This is a genomic window from Psychrobacter sp. CX10, assembly GCF_057621575.2.
Map to the genome: position 1 here is coordinate 1,040,884 of NZ_CM177736.1, position 19,626 is coordinate 1,060,509.

Genomic DNA, 19,626 nt, shown 5'->3' on the forward strand with positions numbered 1-19,626 from the left:
TTACACTCCTTGTTGCAATATGGTATTAAACTCCTGACTCAATAATACATAGTCATCATAAGATTGAGATTTTATAAGTTGGTTAGTGAGTCGAATCAGCTCGCGCCATCTTGTATTCTCAGGCAACTCATTAACCCATTTCTTGAATTCTAAACTTGATTGCTCAGCGTTTTCATTTAATAAAATAGCACGCTCTAATACTTCAAACTGTCGTCCAAGTTGCCAAAAGGTTTTAACCTTAAAGTGCTCTTGCATCATCGCAGCGTTACACGCTTCAAGTTGAAGCGTCGCTGCGCGATATGTACCTGCACTCGATAAACGCTTGATTAAGTTATAAAGCTCGGCAGTATCTTTACCAAGTACACCTTTAGCTTCTTGAACATTGGTTTCGATAGATTCGATAACACTAGGTATTTTGTTTGTTTCTAAGTCTTGTAATATGGATAATACAATGGGTTTTATTTTAATATTATCAGTATCACAATTATCATCCATATAATCGATGCCAATACCTAACGAATGAACAATATGATCGAGTTCGCTTATGTCATATTCCTCCTTTAATACCTTATTCATTAGGCTATCATAGTAATGAAGACGCTCGCTAAATCTACCTAACCATACCAAATAATTGGCCGTTGATAACAGTAGTATCATTGGCGCTGCATCAAGATTTTCATAACCAACTTCTACGGGATGAGACTTGTCGGCATAATAGTTATGACGCGCAACGATTGAATTTAAGGTGCCCTGCATAGTTTGCTGATTAGCATCCCTAAAGCTATTGTTATAGGGATCGGTATCTTTATTAGTATCGTCAACTACCCAAGTATCCTTAATACCACCGCCTTGCGAAGAGTTAACCACTAGTGAGCCTTCATTCATAGCAACTCGTGTTAATCCACCAGGTACAATGTCAACGCTACCATCACCATGACTTAATACAAATGGACGCAAATCAATATGTCTTGGAGCAATACCATCATTAACGGTTGTGGGATTGGTTGACAACGATATGGTAGGCTGAGCGATAAACCCCGCAGGGTTATCCATCAATCGCAAGCGATAGGCTTCTATTTCTTTTTGGGTAGCACTTGGACCGATTAACATACCATAACCACCTGAGCCTTGAGTCTCTTTAACGACTAGACTCTCTAAGTTATTTAGAACATAGTCTAGTTCTTCAGGTTTGCGGCATTGGTAGGTTTTTACGTTGGGTAGGATAGGTTTTTCGCCAAGATAATATTCGATCATATCAGGCACGAATGGATATATACTTTTATCATCCGCAACACCAGTTCCGGGTGCGTTTACAATCACGACATTACCCGCTCGATAGGCACTCATTAAACCAGAAACTCCTAAGATTGAATCAGATTTAAATCCTAAAGGGTCTATAAAAGGGTCATCAATACGCCGATAAATAATATCGACTTGAACCTTACCGCGTATACCTTGCATGTATACTTTGCCATCTTCCACCAATAAATCGTATCCATGTACCAAAGGCACATGCATTGCTTGGGCTAGAAAAGCATGTTCATAGTAAGCACTATTAAAACGACCTGGGGTTAATATAACTATCTGAGGATCATATTTAATTGATGAGCTTGAAAGACAAGCTTTTAAACGCTGGGGATAATCTTCAATATCTAAAATAGACATGTCATTATAGACATCTGGTAATAGCATTTTGGATATATTACGACTTTCAAGCATATATGAAACGCCTGATGGAGTACGTAGATTGTCTTCTAATACACAAAATGTACCCTCTTCATCTCGTATCAAGTCTATACCACTTATATGCGAATACACTGGTTTGGCGAGGTTAATATTCATCATCCAAGGTTCATAGCAGCCGCTTGCATATACATAGTTTGAGGGAACGATACCTTCTTTTAGAATATTTTGTTCATGGTATATGTCGTCAAGGAATTTATTTAATGCCGTAATGCGCTGTTTACAACCTGCTTCAACAGTTTGCCATTCGCTATAGGGGATAACACGTGGAATAATGTCAAAAGGTATCATGCGCTCGATGTTTTTGGCATCGCTGTAAACGGTAAAAGTGACCCCTTTACGATAAAATACATCAGCCGCTTGATCGTTTAATTGATTCAATGCATCTAGATTGGTGTTGCTTAACCAATGACCTAATTTTTCGGCGACGGCTCGATAACTACCGTCATTCTCTTGGAGCTCATTAAATGCCTGATTTGTTATATTTAATGATTCATTAGGTTGAGAATCGAATTTAGGAGATGGGGTATCACTTCCAGAATTATTTAAACCACTTATTTTGCTTTCTCCCGACATAGGTTTAATTCCTTTTAAGTAGATGTAAAATATATTCTTAACTATAAGCTTTACAATTATTAAATCGTCCCAACGTTCAAATTTATACACATATATTAAAAATTTATAATATTCAAAAGTCTATATTTGCTTAAACCGCATCTAAAAAACTACGATACTGCTAAACTACTGCAAAATCAGTACCAAGGTTTTATCGATAATATTATGTCATTGTTATGTTTAAACTATTAGATTCATTCATGTGTTCTAAATTCAATATATAACACTGTTTTATAGAATGGAAGTAAATAAAGAGGAAGAGAAACTAACATTAAGAATTCGATTGTCAAAGAGGTTAAACCTAATAGCGATGTGACTACTATTTAATTCATAATTTAAGTAATATTTAATTAGAGCTCTAAAAATTCAATATGCCGATACTTATTAATCAATCCATAGAAAGTAAGCACTATCTCTTTTTTTAGTCTCTTGGTAAAAACACGCTTTTTCCAGTTGCGTGCGCGGAAGATGCTGCTGGTTGGCGCCGCACTTGCGTGAACGTTCGATAATCCAATTAATTTGATCGTCTTTGAATTCTTTTGCCGCATCAGAACCGTAAATGTTCTTAACTTCATACAAGATGGCTTTATATCCAGAATCAATCCATTCATCTGAATAGTTATACAAAGTATCTATAAAACTATGTCTATTATTTAGAGGTTGGTAATTTATATCGGAGCTATTTACGTTTACAAGTGGTAAAGTGATTTGTTCATTATTAAATGAATGAATGGAATCAAAAGTTATGGTTATATCGTCATGTGTCATTAATCCTTTGATACCATGACCTTCAAAGCTATAGCCATGAAACGCACATGGTGTCACGCCATCTTTGCAAGTGCTATGTAGTGTGGTGGTAGGATAATATTTAATAGTACTGGGCTTTTTATAATCATAACCTTTTAGATTAATTAAATTCATTAAATCAGGTGATTCGAGTAACATATCTTTGCACGATATATCTCCATCATCGCAGCCCTTATATAAGTTTAAGCGTTGACCTTCCACCTCAATTGCAAACCAGAAGTTATCTTCAATAGGTGCTAGCGCATTACAAGACGTACTATAAACGAACAATCCTATAGTCAACGCAAATACAGTACATAGATGCTTAAGCATACTCATAGTTATGGCGTCTGAATTCATCATATTCGTTCTCCATGTAGGACTGATTCGATTAAGAGTTAACCTTTAATAAGCATCTTTAATATAGCCTATAAATATCTAGCGCTGGATTAAAAAATTATATAAAAGTTGTTTGGCACCCTCAGTTGCAAATGATTCTGGATGAAATTGCACCCCTTGAATAGGGTAGTCTTTATGCCGTAGTCCCATGATCTCTTCACCATTTTTTACGCAGTCATTGAGCTGAAGCTCATAAAATGCTTCATTTGATACCACCGACGTGACTTCTAAACAATCAGGCAATGTATCTCCTCTGACCATAAGCGAATGATATCGCATGATCTCAATATCTTGCGGTAATCCGTGGTAGACACCTTTATTATCATGACGAATTGGAGAGGTCTTGCCATGCATAGGCACGCCAGCCTTAACTACATCTCCGCCAAACACATGCGCGATGCCTTGCATACCTAGACATACCCCTAACAAGGGCGTTGTTGGACCAAGCTCTTTAATCACATCTGCACAAACGCCAAAATAAGCGGGATCATCAGGTGAGCCAGGGCCGGGTGATATTATGATGCGATCGTAGTTTTCTGATTTTATATCTTCTATACTTATTTCATTATTGCGTTTAACCGTCACGCCATGAGTAGGCTGATTTTTTGTACCTTCTGTATTCTTATGCAATAAAGAGTCTGAGTCTGATTCTGATTCTGAGGCTGAATCTGATTCTGAGTTGTTTAGTGAGGTTTTTAATATCTCACCGACATACTGATATAAATTAAAAGTGAATGAATCGAAGTTATCCATTATTAATACGTTCATAAAGTTTCCTAAAGTTTTCACTAACTAAATGCTGATTGCCAATCATTAAGTAATAGAGACAACCGTGCAGATCGAATCTAACCTAAATCAATTTATAAGTTTAAATCGTGATTTTTGATTATTATTAATTTAAATCTATTCATGCGTATTTGAAAAGCTATCTAAGACCACTTTCATTGCAGACAGCTTGCGCTGAATTTCTAAATACTCATCTTCAGGATTAGAATCATATACATTGCCGCCGCAAGTTTGTGCATAGGCGAATTCGCCTTCTATAAATAAGCTACGAATTGGTATGGCAAAAATACAATCACCATTGAAGTTAAATGAACCTAATGCACCGCCATATGCACCGCGACCATCAGGCTCAAGCTCATTAATAATTTTTATCGCTTCAATTTTTGGGGCGCCAGACAACGTGCCCGCCGGGAAGTTGCTCGCAAGAGCAGTAAACATATCTTCGTCAGGATGTAATACGCCAACGATTTCTGACGAGATATGCTGTACATGAGAATATCTTTTTATATCCATTAAGTTACGCACCTTGACTGTGCCAAATCTTGCGACACGGCCAATATCATTACGGTGCAAATCAACCAGCATATTATGCTCAGCAATCTCTTTGTCATCATTTAACAGTGCGCGGGCCAATTGACGATCTTCCACCTCATCTTTGCCTCGCTTTGCGGTTCCTGCCAGTGGAAAAGTTTCCATCTCTCCTTGGCGCAATCTAAACAACAATTCTGGTGACGCCCCTATAATTCGCTGTTCCCCAAACTTCATATAATACATATGCGGAGAGGGGTTAACTTGACGCAGTTTTTCATAGATAGGAATATGCTCTCCAACGATTTTGTATGTTGATTTAAAGCCTACTTCGCACTGAAATATACGACCCGCTATTATATCTTCTTTAACCTGCATCACTGCTTTAGCATGTTCTGAGCGGCTCATGCCATCCCCCAAAAACTCAACTTGAGGCGATATGTAAGTAGGTATTGGGCTGTCAAGCAATTGTTTGATTAATTCGATACGATTTTGTTGTTGATACGCGGGATAATAAAAGTAAAAAATCTCACCCGTCATTTTATCTAAAGTGAGGCCATCTAAATACACACCAAATTTGAATGCTTCAAAATGTTCACTAGACTGAGCATCAAGACTGGGTTCAAAAAAGTTAACGCTATCGTAACCAAGATAACCTACTAATCCGCCTGTTTGGTCGCGAGCGATAACATGTTGAGGCGTTATATTGCGTAGTAATTGGTAAGGATTATTTGTATCAAAATCTTCAGTACGATTCTCTACGTTATTTTTGATACGAAGGGTTTTACGATTTGGTGCAGAAATCATCATAATAGGGGAGAACCCAATGGCGTGATGCCGCGACATATGACTCTCTTCACCGAGGGATTCAAGTAAATAACAAGTATCGAACTGTGCTTCTATACGTTTAAATAATTCAAAAAAGTCTATATCTTGCGTAAGTTTTATTCGAATAGGCTTGCTCGGTATATCAATTGGTTTGGGCTGATTGGTAGTGTTCGGGTTTGGCATAATTTACTTCCAGCTCTGATTGATTAAAAGATTGGTTTAAAAGATTGATTTAAAAGAACGGTTTAAAAGGGTGGTTTGAAAAGTTTGAACATATGAATGTTTTGATAGTTATGTTTTAAAAATAAAGCAAATATTAAATTTTGATATCTAAAAAACTCTATTTAAGATGCCTGTTCTTAATATTGTTGCTATGTTTATTACGATGAGTGGCGAGCAAGTTTTCAATAGATGAGTTATCAATGTTATTCAATGCTTTTGCTCCTCTTGATACGGTAGCTATACCTACGCCTAATTGCTGTGAGATATCTCGTTGAGGAATGCCTTGTTCTAAAAGATCAAAGATTCTAATACGATTGGTTATGTCTTGCTTTTCTTTATCGGTCAATAGTGCTGATAATAACTTATCTATCTGAGAGGTATCAGATGAATGAGCTAAATGCTTTAATAAGCTATCAAAAGCGAGTGTGTTGTTTGGCATAAAATTGTCTACTGAATCAAAAAATGATAGTGTATTTTATAATTTAATATTTATGTTTCAGCATTCTAGTACAGCAGTACGGTAATTACAATAGAAAGCCAATAATTTTATAATTATTGGCTTTCTAAATCGCTATCTAAATATCGGATGAATAAATATGCAATATAAATTTAGTCGAAATCTATAATGGCATTCCAATCACTTATATTTAATTCTACACAGTTATTACCTTCACCATTGATCCTATCAACCACTAAAAATGAAGAAGGCTTGTTAAGTGCTAATAGAGGATGGTGCCACACGCCAGCGTTATATTGGATACCTTGATTAGATTTGGCATAAAATACACTTAAATCTTCTAAAGACTCAGGCGCTTTACCTTTTGGAGCCACCACTACTATATAGTCTTGACCTTCCATAGAAAAAAATGCCTGAGTACCAAGTGGGTGATACTCCATTACTGATAGGGTAATGGGGTGCGAGCGTGGTTTGGCATAAAAAATACTCATACCTACTTGTCCGCCATCTAGTCCTGCTGTCGCTATAGCATGATGACGCATGGCATAACCATTATTAATCTCAAAGCAATTATCAGCCGTCTTTTGTGAATCGTCATAAGGTTCAATAACAGTACCGAAAGGTTCGAATGCTGATTTAGTTAACGGTTTTGCTTTTAAAAGGGTAGTCATAAATATCTCATAAGTTATTATTTAACGTGTGTAGCGCAAGCTCATTCAATGCTCAACACACATTAATCATAGTTTTGGAAAAATTTTTTTTATAAGTGATCTAAAAACTTACCATATAAGCGAACTCGACTAATACCACCATCTGGGAATATGTTGACTCTTATGTGAGTAATCGGCTTATCCATACATAAGTCTTCAAATGTATGTACGTTATGTGCAGAGGTCTTTTGCGGCTCTAACAAAGTCTCCCAAAACATACTTTGAGTTATCAAAGTTGATTCTGTCATAGTAGGCGCATAAGCAGCTTGTACAGATACCTTATCTGGATAGTTGCCCTTAAAATGATTGGTGTCAATTTCAATAGATTCAGGAATACCAGCACCGCCTAAGGCTATAATACACCAGTCATTACCAGGTTCACGTCTGCGTCTGGTTTCCCAGCCTTCGCCCATGTTCGGTGCTTTATTTGGTAGTAATAGGTTTTCAACTGCACCAAAGTGAGCATCATTACAGGCAATGGCGCGGCCGCCGTTGCGAGCTGCAACTAAATCGACAGTTTCATTCTCGGTCTCATTTCCTTCGATATTGACATAGCCATACACTCTAAGACGGGCAATACCACCATCAGGATAGATATTTAAACGTAAATGGGTGACGATGTCTGTCGCATTCGGTTTATCAAGTTTTATAAACTCATGCGAGTTGCCTTCTAGTGGTGTCATACCGATAAAGTATCGCCATGACATATCGTCCCAATCGTCTTTTGTAAGCGAGTTTATTGTATCCTCGTCTTTTTCCATCAGTTCAGGTGCATAGATCGCATCGATACTTGCCGACGGTGGGAAGTTTCCAGTGAAGTGACTGGTGTCAATATCTATACCGATTATTCGCGTAGGACGAGCCAATTGAATCACGCAGTAGTCATGACCCAATCCGCGCTTGCGCCGAGTCTCCCAGCCGTCCATCCATTTACCATTATCATCAAACTTGCTCACGATAAAAACGGGTGGTTCAGGCTTAATCAAGCGATCCTTAGGGGCAAAAAAATCATCAGTAGCAAACAATACTTTGGCACCCAAACGGCTATCTGCTACATTGGTTCTTTTGACAAAATCAGGCAGTACATCTGGTAGGTTATCTGGAAGTATAATTTTTCCAGGTTCAATCGTATTTTGGGACATAGTTCTCTCAACAAAAATGTAAAATTACTTTGGTGATTAATTAAGGGACGTAAGCATTAAAGCTAAAACTTAAAGCCAGTCTGAAATATTATCTTCAGTTACAGGGTGGTTCTCATACCAGTGTTTAGCTATATCATCGCGGCGACATACCCAAACATCTGGCTTTTCACTGATATATTTTAAGAAATTTTTAAGCGCAACGATTCGACCGGCACGGCCAATCATACGACAGTGTAGGCCTATCGACAGCATTTTGGGCACTTGTGCGCCATCATTAATTTCACTTTCAGCGTAAAGTGTATCGAAGCTATCTTTTAAATATTGATAGAAAGGCTCAGCATTGGTATATCCAGGACTTGAAGCAAAACGCATATCGTTGGTTTCTAATGAATAAGGGATAACCAAATGCGGTTTTCTAACCGTTTCAATCACATCGCCTTTATTTTGTTCGGTTTTAACATTCACCCAATAAGGTAATTCGTCGGCATAGGAGTCGCAGTCGTAAGTATAACCGCCTTGTTCAACTACTAATTCACGCGTATTTGGACTATCACGACCGGTATACCAGCCTGAAGGCTGATACCCTAGCATTTTTTTGAAAATCTCGGTGGCTTTACGAATGTGTTCACGTTCAGTTTCGCGGTACATATTTTGATATGTTATCCAGCGTAGTCCGTGACTTGCCACTTCATGACCATCATCTAAAACTCTATCGATAATATGAGGTGTTTTTTCGGCCGCAGCCGCGCAGACAAAAGTTGTGATAGGAAAGTTAAACTCTTTAAACGTATCAAGCACACGCCATACACCAACACGGCTACCATATTCGAAAGCTGATTCGATCGATTGGTGACGGTTATCAAATGCAGGTGTCCCTAAAATATCCGATAAGAATTTTTCAGATTGGGCATCACCATGAATAACACTATTTTCAGCACCTTCTTCGATGTTTAAAACAAATTGCACTGCAATCTTTGCACCACCTGGCCATTTGGGATCTGGTGGGTTACTACCATAACCTTTTAAATCTCTAGGGTAGCTATCCATATCAAAATCTGATGTGACATGTTTAAATGTTTGCTTAGACATCTTTCACCTCGTTTTTATTCGTATTATTAGGGTTTGTTGAATACTCAATTTTATAAAAAATACAGTGTATCGACCGCTTTATTAACTATAAATGCATATAGCTTTATATTGCTATATGCATTCTTTATAGAACGTATAATTTATTTATTACGCATTAACAACCAATAGATTAAGCCGCCTAAAGCTGCACCTATAAGAAATCCAAAGCCTTCAAGCGCCGTAAGCGATGGTGTTAATGAAATAATCACGGACACAATGCCTGCAACAACAAAGGCAATTACACCTTTCATATTCCAGCCGTTCTGGTAATAGTACTTGCCAGAAGGTGAATCGTCGAACAACGCTTGCACATCAAGGGTTTGCCGCTTAATTATATAATAATCAATCACCAATATGCCAAAGAATGGTGCGATGATTGAACCAATGATATTAACAAATCCAACAATACCAACTTGGCTAATAAAGGATAGCCATAATGCGCCAACGAAGAAGGCTATGATCGCTGTGATGAGCCCGCCTCGTCTAAAGTTAATTTGTTTTGGGAATAAATTGGCCAAATCGTATGCTGGCGGTATAAAGTTAGCGACCATATTAATACCAACTGTGGCCGCAAAAAAGGTCAAGGCCGATACAATGGTTAACGGTAAAGCATCAACCTTGGCAACAATATCTGATGGATTGGTCAACGGCTCGCCGAATAGTACAAGCGTACCTGCAGTGATAATAAGGGCAATAAAAGAGAAGAAGACCATGTTAAAGGGTAACCCTATGAGGTTACCTAGTTTCATCTGTTTTTCGCTTTTAACAAATCGTGCAAAGTCGCCAAAGTTGATTACAACTGCAGCAAAGTAAGCAATCATCGTTCCGACAATAGCGGTAAATGCATCAAACTTTGTGCCTTCATACGTGTTATTTTCGCTAAATATGGTACTTATTGCAGGTAGTAATTCAGAGCCTGCCGTATACCAAACGACCCCCATTAACGCTATCATAACCACATATACTAGTGGGCCTGCCCAGTTCAAAAACTGTTTGATGGGTTCAATACCTGCCCAAAACAGCATAATTTGGAAAACCCAAACAATCACGAAGGATATCCAAGCTGTAGAGGATAAGCCTAAGAATGTTCCTGATGAATCACCTATCATCATTGTTAATAATATAGCGACCGCTGTGGATGCAAAATAGGTCTGTACGCCGTACCAAAAGATACCAATAATGGCACGTAGCATCGCTGGAAGGTTAGCCCCTTTAATCCCCATACTTGCTCTAATAACGACTGGGAAAGGTATGCCGTATTTTACGCCAGGACGCCCGGTTAAATTCACCATGAACATCACAACGATACCAGCCAGCATAATTGCGGCCATTACCCACCAACCACTTAATCCATAAGTCAAAAACAATGAAGCAGCTAATGTATAGCCAAAAAGACTCTGAACGTCATTAGACCAAATATTAAAAATCTCAAACCAGCCCCAATTTCGCTTTTCTTCTAGCGTCGGTGCAAGATCTTCATTGTATAAACTGGAATGTTCATTGACGATTGTCAACTCTTTATCTGATAGCATGTCTATCTCCTTTAGGGTGGGGTGGTTTGAAAGGTTAAGCTGTGATTAGGGATTTAAATAACATTCTAGTTTTAAAAGGTAGATAGATCATTTAAGTTTTCAAGAGATTCGCGATATAAGTTCTGAGAAGTCGACCGTCTTATTAGAATCTGACTGTATATTCAAATTGTTTTCAAGTTTGCTCAAATGCTCAACCATATATTCTTTAATGCTTTGCTGATTGTCTTGTTTAAATAATTTGACCAAATGATGATGACAGCCATTGTCACATTGCATCGTCGTTGGTTTGTTGTAGACAGCCAATGCTAACGACGTACGTGCAATGAGCTGTTTTACCATGGTGATTAAGGTCTCGTTATTGGTCAATTTAGCAAGTTCAATATGAAAGTCACCTGATAAAGTATTAGCTCGACTATAATCATTTGCTTTAATCGCCGCGTTTTCATAAATACAAAGCTGATTTAAATGTTCAATTTGATCAGATGTTAATGGAAACTTTAAAAGCTCAATAACGCCTGCTTCAATAATCTTACGAGCGTCAAAAACATCGTTTATTTGTTTGGGTGTTAAAGATTCTACAAAACAGCCCCTATTCGGCAATCTGACAACCAAACGCTCATGTATAAGCTGTTCTAATATTTTTCTAATCCGTGTCCTGCTCACTTTAAAGCTTTTTGCGAGCTCATCCTCTGGTAAATGAGTATCGGGAAGTAGATGATGCTCATGTATGGCTTTAAACAACGTATTATAAATTTGATGGTCAGTAAGTTTTGACATGTTAAATTCTTTTTAGTTAACGGTACGATTAAAATAAATGGATGACTATATAGGTATAAATAATAGTTTAAATTTAAGCTATAGATTTGAATACATTTATAATCTAAACACGTTAATTAATTGTTTTTTCTGATTTAATAACTATACGCTAATTATAAGATTGTATACAACACTAAATTTAAATTTGTGTTATCCAATCTGATTAGAAAACAAATTTATTTGAGCATAATAAGATTTAGTATTAACGATACTGTGTATTAGCTTAAATTTAACTTTAATGTAAGGTATTTTACTAATAATAAATTATTTATATTAAAACTTTATGAGTTTAAATCTGTTCTATCTATCAAAATACAGTGTTCTATAAAATTATTTGTATACAATTTAATTCGAAGATTTATATTTTTAATAATATGAAACTTATACTAAAAGTTTATGTGTACCATTATTTTAATAAAAAAGACCAAGCTGATTCGGCTTGGTCTTTATAATAGAATGAGTTATTAGTTCAGCATTAAAGCTTTAATAAACCAATAAAACTAGGGCGTGTGGAACATTCGACCATGGCACTGGCGGAGACTATTTTTTAGGCAATATGCAGTGAAATTTTGGACGCTTAGTCATTCTAAGTTAGACAATTTCGCAATATATTGGCAAAAAAGAGTCCCGCCCTTTTAGGCTGATGCTAAAATCGCCCCAGACGTTGTTGCAAACCTAGTCAAGGTCTAGACATTAACTGCGGTTTGCGCCTAGTCTGGAACAATTTTAGCTATCAGCAGTGCTAATTTGCGAATGTTCCACACGCCCTATAATGATGACACGTAGTCGATTAATTGTTGTCGCTCGTTATCAGTCATCTGAGTTAAGTTCGCCAGCGGCATATAGTTGGTTCGTAGCGCTGTTATGATTTGAGTTTTATAAGTTTTTAAATCATCAGCGTTTTGTAATACTATACCTTGCGGTGCAGCGCTAAAGCCAGTTTGAGTGGGGGCGACCGCATGACATGTGCTACATCTTTCATTCACAACATTTAGAATATGCGCATCTGCAACTGAACTTGCTTCAAGAATGCTTTGATCGCTATTTGTTGCTGCAGTACCTGTTGTATTATTTGCTGTTGTATTAATTGATGCTGTATTATTTGCTGATACTGTTACATCGTTATTTGAGTTAGCTTGTATAGTAGAAACCTCAGAGCTGGACGCCGCTTGTACATTAGTAACTGGCTCAATAGGTTCTGGACGCATCCATAAAATAAGTACGATAGTGAGTAGTGCAGGTATGACTAAATAACGCGGCTTTTTATTACCTAAATGCTTTTGATTGAAATAATGACGGGCTATGGCCGTGATGATGGATATATAAACCAAAATTAACCATCCAGACTCATGCGCATAAGTCATAGGGTAATGGTTGCTGATCATTATGAAAATTAGGGGTAGGGTAAAGTAGTTGTTCATTAAAGAACGGTTTTTGGCTTGGAGTGCCAGTTCGGCAACTTCTTTGCCGGGCTTTTCTCCGTTACGCACACACTCGACCAAAGCGCGCTGTGCCGGCATAATACCAAAGAATACATTACCAACCATAATGGTACCTAATATAGCACCCATATGAATGTATGACGCTCGATCGCTAAATAATTGGTAAGCCAGCCAGCTGTCCGTTACCATTAAGATAAATATGAGCACACTAAATATAAAGGCATTTTTACCTAAGTCACTACGAACGATGGCTTCATATATAAAGTAATTACCAAATATAAATAATAGACTTGTCGCAACGGCTGTGACGTTTGAGCTAAAAGCAACTTTACTTGGGTCAATAAGATAGGCTGTGGCATTGAAATAATAGACCACAAATAGCATCGCCATACCAGTTAACCACGTGGTATAGGCTTCCCATTTAAACCAATGCAGCTTTTTGGGCATCTCCTCAGGCTCAAGTTTGTATTTTGCGATCTCATAAAAACCGCCACCATGTACTGCCCATAAGTCTCCTGAGATACCTTTTTGCTTCTTCCATTCTGGCGGCTTTTGTAGACTTAAATCCAACCATACAAAGTAAAAGGATGCGCCTATCCACGCCACGCCAGCGATGACATGGAACCATCTAAAAAATAGCTGTAACCAGTCTAGTAAATATGCGCCCATCTTTTTAATCCTATCTTATATTAATATTACGTGTCTTAAATATGTGTGATCTTAGTTTGTGAATAACTTTAAGAGCATTTATATACTTATGATCCGCGATAAGTACTGAAGCCATGTGCGCTCAACAAAAGAGGAATGTGGTAATGGCTATTGTCTCTAATTACGAAATTGATAGTCGCTTTGGGATAAAATACATCTATATCAAGCTGTGTGAAGTATTTGTTAGTTTGAAAAACCAAACAATACTCGTTAGCCTCTAAATCAAGAGAGTCTGTTTCCTCGTTAACAATATTCCAAGCGTTGATACCGATACGTCCGTCATTATCCGTTTGTGCTTCAGCTAACAGTACATTCTCTGAATTATCAGGTTCAATCGTACTGGTTACTACCTTGTACAATACTACGTTTATGCCTGAGGCAGGTTTGCCTAAGTGAGTATCTAATACGTGTGATGATAAAGTGGCAGTCATGATGATCCTTAATGTTTTGATGATTTTAATTTCTAGAATACATAGCAGCTAGACTATAAAGCTGCTGGCACTTCAAACAATTTAGTGAGGCGTAATCGGGTTATCTTATTTTGTTCACGCGCTGCATTGTTTATCTCTTCAGCCTTAGTGTTGGGTAAACGGTCGTTTAAAATATTAAGCATCTGTTTAGCTGACTTACCGGTAGCGTAGACAATAAAGATAAAACCAAATTTATCTAAATATGCACGATTGGCTTCAGCGAGGTGTTGTAAGGTTTTATCATCGGCATGATTTACCTTGGATTGCTCGTGAGAAGCACTGCCTATGGTATTTTGATATTTTTTCTTTAAAGTAGATACATCTCCAATCTGGGGATGACCTTCAAATGCTTGCATATAATCTTTAGTTGTCAAACCTGCCCAAATCTTGTCGCTCAGTTGTAATAACGAATTTAACGTGTCAAATGGGCGAGCCGCTATTAAGTTATTCGCCCAACTTTCAGAGGTACAGCACGTTAACAAATGGTGAAGTGCATCTTGAGCAGACATTGCATTAAACTCATTAAGATTGATGGACATAGTTGTGATACCCTAAAACTAAAATATATATAAGTTGTGGATTAAAAAAAACTAAATAGGTAAATATAAACTGAATAATAAAATTTAAATTAAACTTAGTCGTTGTACTTTAAGTTTAAAAATGGACAATTTGGGTTAATATGCACAAATAAAGTGCAGTAGCTAAAATATAAGTAGCTACCTTCAAAATAAATTCAATTTTCCTATTAGGAATATAAATGACCTCTGCCAGAACGAGCGACTTAAAAAAACCCCGTACTCATCAAAACATACGGTCTGAAAATAAACACGCTATCATCGAAGCGGCTGAATCTGTATTTGTAGCCAATGGCTACAAAGGTGCTACCATGCAAGCGATAGCGGATTTGGCAGGATTACCTAAAGCCAATATTCATTATTACTTTAAGAATAAAAAAAATCTCTACTTTACGGTTTTAACGACTATTATTGATGAATGGAATAATGGTTTAGATGACATCAATGAGGACAGTGATCCTAAGGAAAGTATTGAGAATTTTATTCGTATCAAATTAAATAGCGCTTTTGAACAACCAAACCGTCATAAGCTGTTTGCTTTAGAAGTTATTAATGGCGCACCGTACATACAAGAATTTATGAATAAACAGATGAATGAATGGGCTTTAGCTAAGTCAGCGGTCATTAATAGCTGGTACGAACAAGGTAAAATAGCCATTAATGACCCCGTACTTTTGTTAATACTTATTTGGACCACAACCCAGCGTTACGCTGAGTTTGATACCGAGATATTAAAATTAATCAATAAACCTTCTTACGATGCCATAGATAAACAAAGAATTGAAGATTTCTTGGTGTCCTTCATCCTTCGAGGATGTGGGCTGAGTTAAGCATCGCGTTTCAAATACAAAAAGAGACTAACCTTTAAATGGCTAGGCTCTCATTGTCTAAAACTAAACGTCTACTCTTTGAGCGTCTAAACTTTTACCATAGTCTTTAGGAAGTACGGTATCTAAGAAAATAGCAACGATACCAGCTACGGTAACGGCTGAACCAAATATGTTTTGGATCATCTTCGGCATTTGAGACAGTACATCTGGAACAAATGCGATACCAAGTGCCAATCCTAGGGTAGTGGCAATAATCAAAATATTACGATGATTAAATTCAACAGTTGATAATATACGAATACCCGCCGTAGCAACGGTAGCAAACATCAGTAGCGTGATACCACCAACCACAGGTTTAGGTAATTGGGTAAAAATGGCACCAATAAAAGGGAACATACCCATTAATAAAAGGATGCCACCTACATACATACCGACATGACGACTGGCCACACCCGTCATTTGGATAACGCCATTATTTTGGCTAAACGTTGTGTTAGGGAAGGTATTGAACATACCAGCAATTAATGAATTCACACCATCACCCAATACACCGCCTCTAATACGTTCTTTATACACAGGTCCTTTGATAGGCTCTTTTGAGATAACAGACGTTGCTGTTAAGTCGCCTGAGGTCTCAATCGTTGTGATGATATACATCAAAGCAACAGGTATAAATGCTTGTAAATCAAAAGAGAAACCATACTTAAATGGAATTGGCGCCGTAAACATTGCGGCTTCACCAACCTTACTAAAATCGATTTTACCCATGAATATTGATATGAGGAGTCCTGATATAAGCGCAATAAAAATAGCATTTGAACGGATATACTTATTTTTAAACACACTAACCAGTATGACTATAAGTAAAACACTTCCGCCCAAGGCTAAGTTGCTTAAGCTACCAAAGTCTTCAGCTTTAAACCCGCCAGCCAAATCTGTTAAACCTACTTTGGTAAGCGATAAACCAATAGTAACAATGACACAACCAGTGACCAGCGGACTCATGAACGTTTTAAGTTTGGTAATAAACTGACTAAATAAAATCTCTATAAATGCACCAAGAAAGGTCACTGTGAAGATAACTGCAAGAATATCCTCCGAGCTGCCCCCTTTGCCTTTAACAATGAAACCTGCTGCTAAAATAGCACTTAAAAAACCAAAGCTTGTGCCTTGGACAGACATTAAACCTGAGCCTACTGGCCCGATCTTTTTGGATTGAATGAAAGTTGCAACACCAGAAACAACCAGTGCCATACTTATAAGATAGGGAATGTGTTCCCCAAGACCAAGCACGCCACCGATAACGAGCGATGGTGTAATAATACCAACGAAACTGGCTAATACATGCTGAATGGCTGCTAAGGTTGCTTTTGCAGGTTCAGGTTTGTCGTTCAGACCATACAATAGGGTATTTTGAAGTTGAGGTACCGCTGTTGAGCCATGATTGGAGGATGGCTGATTTGAAGAGGGCAAATTCATATATAACTTCCTGTATTCATCCAGTAGTGGATGGGCTATTTTGATTAATGACACAATCTAACAATAATAAACTACTTATCAAATTGCCTATAAATCTGACCAAATGGTCAGCTATTATTACATTAAAGCAATTCTTATGCCAAACAAAAAAAATATTAATTTTATTTCAAAAAATGATTTAAAATTTAAATAATATTTAAAATACATAATATTTATTAATTTGCTGGAGCCATTAATGCCAGATACATCACCATTTGCTGCTACAAGTTTAGCGATTGAAAGCCTGCCATTAGCGTTTGGCATTATCATGGCTATTATAGGCCTGGTGTTTTATACCCAAGGGCTACCCGGTAAGTTCTGGCGAAGGTTTTATGCGGTCTTACCTGGCATCGTTTTATGTTGTTTTATACCTGCAATCTTAAATAGCGTAGGCGTATTTGCCCAAGGCGTAGGCCCGCAGATATATGGGTTTACTGCCACGTATCTACTCCCTGCCAGCTTATTGCTAATGACCCTTTCTATGGATGTGCCTAAGATTCTAGGATTAGGTTGGAAAGCGATAGCGATGTTTTTTGCTGCAAGTTTTGCGATCATAGTGAGTGGTCCGATCAGCCTTAGTATCGCTAAATGGATGTCACCAGACATGTTTACTGATGACACATTGTGGCGAGGATTCTCCGCAGTAGCAGGTAGCTGGATAGGGGGCGCGGCAAACCAAGCAGCAATGAAAGAGCTGTTCGGGGTAAGTGATGACTTATTTGGTATGATGATTTTAGTCGACACTACCAATGCATCCTTATGGTTATTAGCCATTTTAGTGATGGCAAAGCATAGCGCGAAGATAGATAAGTTTTTAGGTGCTGATACTCATAGTATCGATACATTAGTTACCGCTGTAGAAAGCTATGAGCGAGATCATGCTCGTCCGGCAAGCTTAAATGACTTGATGGTGATGTTCGGCCTGTGTTTTGCTATGGTTGGTTTGGCGCACTTTATAGGTGGTCAAATCGCAGACTTCTTTTCACCCTATAGCTGGGCGGTTCAATATAGCTTTGCAAGTTCATTCTTCTGGATGGTAGTCATCATAACGCTGATTGGGGTAGGTTTTTCATTCACAAAGATTCGCAGATTGGATCATATTGGGGCCTCAAAGATAGGTACAGTGTTTATCTTTGTTTTGATTGCCGCCATAGGTATGCAGATTAATCTTAATGGCTTGGTATCACAGTGGCGTTTATTATTGATAGGCCTACTTTGGATGTCTATTCACGTTGCGATAATATTTATGGTAGCAAGACTCATTCGGGCGCCTTTCTTTTTTTTAGCAGTAGGCTCAAACGCCAATACAGGCGGCGCATCATCTGCCCCCATTGTAGCAACCGCATTTCACCCCTCTTTAGCACCTGTAGGTGTGTTCTTAGGTATTCTAGGTTACGCGGTTGGTACTATTGGCGGGTATATAAGCACTCAATTGATGCGAATTGTCGTTGGTGGTTAAGTACTGTTATTAGCAGCTAATTAGTCGTAGGTTTTGATTGAATTTATACAAATTTAATATAAGTAGAGATAAGCATGTTCGACAAAATAAAAGACTGGTATGACCAGCGAATCATTGATAATAGCCCTTATACCAAAGACAGCTTATTAGATAGTGCTAAACATATACCTATATTAGATAGATTATCAAAAGATGAACTCGATAGGCTAATAGAGCTAGCAATCTTATTTTTGGAAGACAAATCTATTAAAGGGGCGAATGGATTTGAAATTACCCATCAGGTGAAGCATTCAATTGCACTTCAAGCTTGTCTACCAATATTGAATTTAGGATTGGAGTGGTATAAAGGGTGGAGCTCTATCATTGTATATCCAAGGTCTTACATCACCAAGACTACTAGGACAGATGAATTCGGTATAGTTCATGAAGGTCATCAGCACCGTAGCGGGGAGGCGTGGCTCAGAGGACCAGTGGTCTTATCTTGGATAGACATTAAGCACGCAGGAGAAGCAGATGGCAACAATGTGGTTATTCATGAGTTTGTTCATAAGCTTGATATGTTAAACGGCAGAGCCAATGGTTTTCCACCTATGCAGCCTTCACTACATGAAGATTTAGATCCAAAAAAATGGACTCAAATTATGGAGCGAGGGTTCAATGATTTTAAAGTCAATCCCAAACCTGGCATTGATAGATATGGTGCGACCAATCCTGCGGAATTTTTGGCCGTGTTAAGTGAAGTGTTTTTTGAAAAACCACAGGACTTAATGGACGCCTATCCTGAGATTTATAAATTGTTTGAAGCATTTTTTCAGCAAAGTCCGCTTTAATAATATTTGTCTTAGTTAATTTCTTCTTTATTATTTACTCTTTATTATTTACTTCTTTAATTCAATTGCTCTTTAATGCAATTCATTTAATAATACCCTTAT

Annotated in this window: 17 protein-coding genes; 3 read left to right on the top strand and 14 right to left on the bottom strand. The window is 37.7% G+C overall.

Translation table 11 applies throughout. From position 1 onward, the window contains the following. The 13 genes from AC21OH_RS04070 to uraD form a co-directional block, all read right to left on the bottom strand. Positions 1-2,319, bottom strand: coding sequence for a circularly permuted type 2 ATP-grasp protein (locus tag AC21OH_RS04070; RefSeq protein WP_487370496.1), 2,319 nt, complete (start codon positions 2,317-2,319; stop codon positions 1-3). A gap of 423 nt (positions 2,320-2,742) precedes the next feature. Beyond that, positions 2,743-3,507 carry a hypothetical protein gene (locus AC21OH_RS04075; RefSeq protein ID WP_487370495.1) on the bottom strand — a complete coding sequence of 255 codons (765 nt, stop codon included), beginning with the start codon at positions 3,505-3,507 and terminating at the stop codon, positions 2,743-2,745. 75 nt (positions 3,508-3,582) lie between these two features. Continuing rightward, positions 3,583-4,311 carry an anthranilate synthase component II gene (locus AC21OH_RS04080; protein WP_487370494.1) on the bottom strand — a complete coding sequence of 243 codons (729 nt, stop codon included), beginning with the start codon at positions 4,309-4,311 and terminating at the stop codon, positions 3,583-3,585. Between the two features lie 135 nt (positions 4,312-4,446). After that, a complete protein-coding gene (locus AC21OH_RS04085) occupies positions 4,447-5,868 on the bottom strand; it encodes an anthranilate synthase component I family protein (protein ID WP_487370493.1) in 1,422 nt (473 codons plus the stop codon). A 157-nt stretch (positions 5,869-6,025) separates the two neighbouring features. After that, the gene (locus tag AC21OH_RS04090; protein ID WP_487370492.1) at positions 6,026-6,346 is read right to left on the bottom strand and encodes a Trp family transcriptional regulator; all 321 of its coding nucleotides are present in this window, start codon (positions 6,344-6,346) and stop codon (positions 6,026-6,028) included. A gap of 170 nt (positions 6,347-6,516) precedes the next feature. Continuing rightward, positions 6,517-7,035 (bottom strand): ureidoglycolate lyase, encoded by a 519-nt coding sequence (locus tag AC21OH_RS04095; RefSeq protein WP_487370491.1) that lies wholly within the window; start codon positions 7,033-7,035, stop codon positions 6,517-6,519. Positions 7,036-7,124: 89 nt separating this feature from the next. Beyond that, complete coding sequence (gene alc, locus AC21OH_RS04100; protein ID WP_487370490.1) at positions 7,125-8,216, bottom strand: allantoicase; 1,092 nt, start codon at positions 8,214-8,216, stop codon at positions 7,125-7,127. A 69-nt stretch (positions 8,217-8,285) separates the two neighbouring features. Next, positions 8,286-9,305, bottom strand: a complete 1,020-nt coding sequence (puuE, locus tag AC21OH_RS04105; RefSeq protein ID WP_487370489.1) for an allantoinase PuuE — start codon at positions 9,303-9,305, stop codon at positions 8,286-8,288. Between the two features lie 140 nt (positions 9,306-9,445). Continuing rightward, complete coding sequence (locus tag AC21OH_RS04110) at positions 9,446-10,876, bottom strand: NCS1 family nucleobase:cation symporter-1 (RefSeq protein ID WP_486535498.1); 1,431 nt, start codon at positions 10,874-10,876, stop codon at positions 9,446-9,448. 99 nt (positions 10,877-10,975) lie between these two features. Further along, positions 10,976-11,653, bottom strand: a complete 678-nt coding sequence (locus AC21OH_RS04115; protein ID WP_487370488.1) for a GntR family transcriptional regulator — start codon at positions 11,651-11,653, stop codon at positions 10,976-10,978. An 806-nt stretch (positions 11,654-12,459) separates the two neighbouring features. Continuing rightward, complete coding sequence (locus tag AC21OH_RS04120) at positions 12,460-13,803, bottom strand: urate hydroxylase PuuD (RefSeq protein WP_487371028.1); 1,344 nt, start codon at positions 13,801-13,803, stop codon at positions 12,460-12,462. 86 nt (positions 13,804-13,889) lie between these two features. After that, positions 13,890-14,273, bottom strand: coding sequence for a hydroxyisourate hydrolase (gene uraH / locus AC21OH_RS04125; RefSeq protein WP_487371029.1), 384 nt, complete (start codon positions 14,271-14,273; stop codon positions 13,890-13,892). Between the two features lie 53 nt (positions 14,274-14,326). After that, positions 14,327-14,851 carry a 2-oxo-4-hydroxy-4-carboxy-5-ureidoimidazoline decarboxylase gene (gene uraD / locus AC21OH_RS04130; protein ID WP_486535494.1) on the bottom strand — a complete coding sequence of 175 codons (525 nt, stop codon included), beginning with the start codon at positions 14,849-14,851 and terminating at the stop codon, positions 14,327-14,329. A gap of 218 nt (positions 14,852-15,069) precedes the next feature. Between uraD and AC21OH_RS04135 the strand changes: the two genes are divergently transcribed. Continuing rightward, complete coding sequence (locus tag AC21OH_RS04135) at positions 15,070-15,717, top strand: TetR family transcriptional regulator C-terminal domain-containing protein (RefSeq protein WP_487371030.1); 648 nt, start codon at positions 15,070-15,072, stop codon at positions 15,715-15,717. 63 nt (positions 15,718-15,780) lie between these two features. Here the strand turns inward: AC21OH_RS04135 and AC21OH_RS04140 are convergent, their stop codons facing one another. Then, entirely contained in the window at positions 15,781-17,196 is a 1,416-nt protein-coding gene (locus AC21OH_RS04140; protein ID WP_487371031.1) for a uracil-xanthine permease family protein, read from the bottom strand. Between the two features lie 235 nt (positions 17,197-17,431). Here AC21OH_RS04140 and AC21OH_RS04145 point away from each other — a divergent pair, with 235 nt between their 5' ends. Further along, positions 17,432-18,694 (top strand): DUF819 family protein, encoded by a 1,263-nt coding sequence (locus AC21OH_RS04145; protein ID WP_487371032.1) that lies wholly within the window; start codon positions 17,432-17,434, stop codon positions 18,692-18,694. 74 nt (positions 18,695-18,768) lie between these two features. Further along, on the top strand, positions 18,769-19,524 hold the full coding sequence (locus AC21OH_RS04150; protein ID WP_487371033.1) for a M90 family metallopeptidase: 756 nt from the start codon (positions 18,769-18,771) through the stop codon (positions 19,522-19,524). Positions 19,525-19,626: the final 102 nt, after the last annotated feature.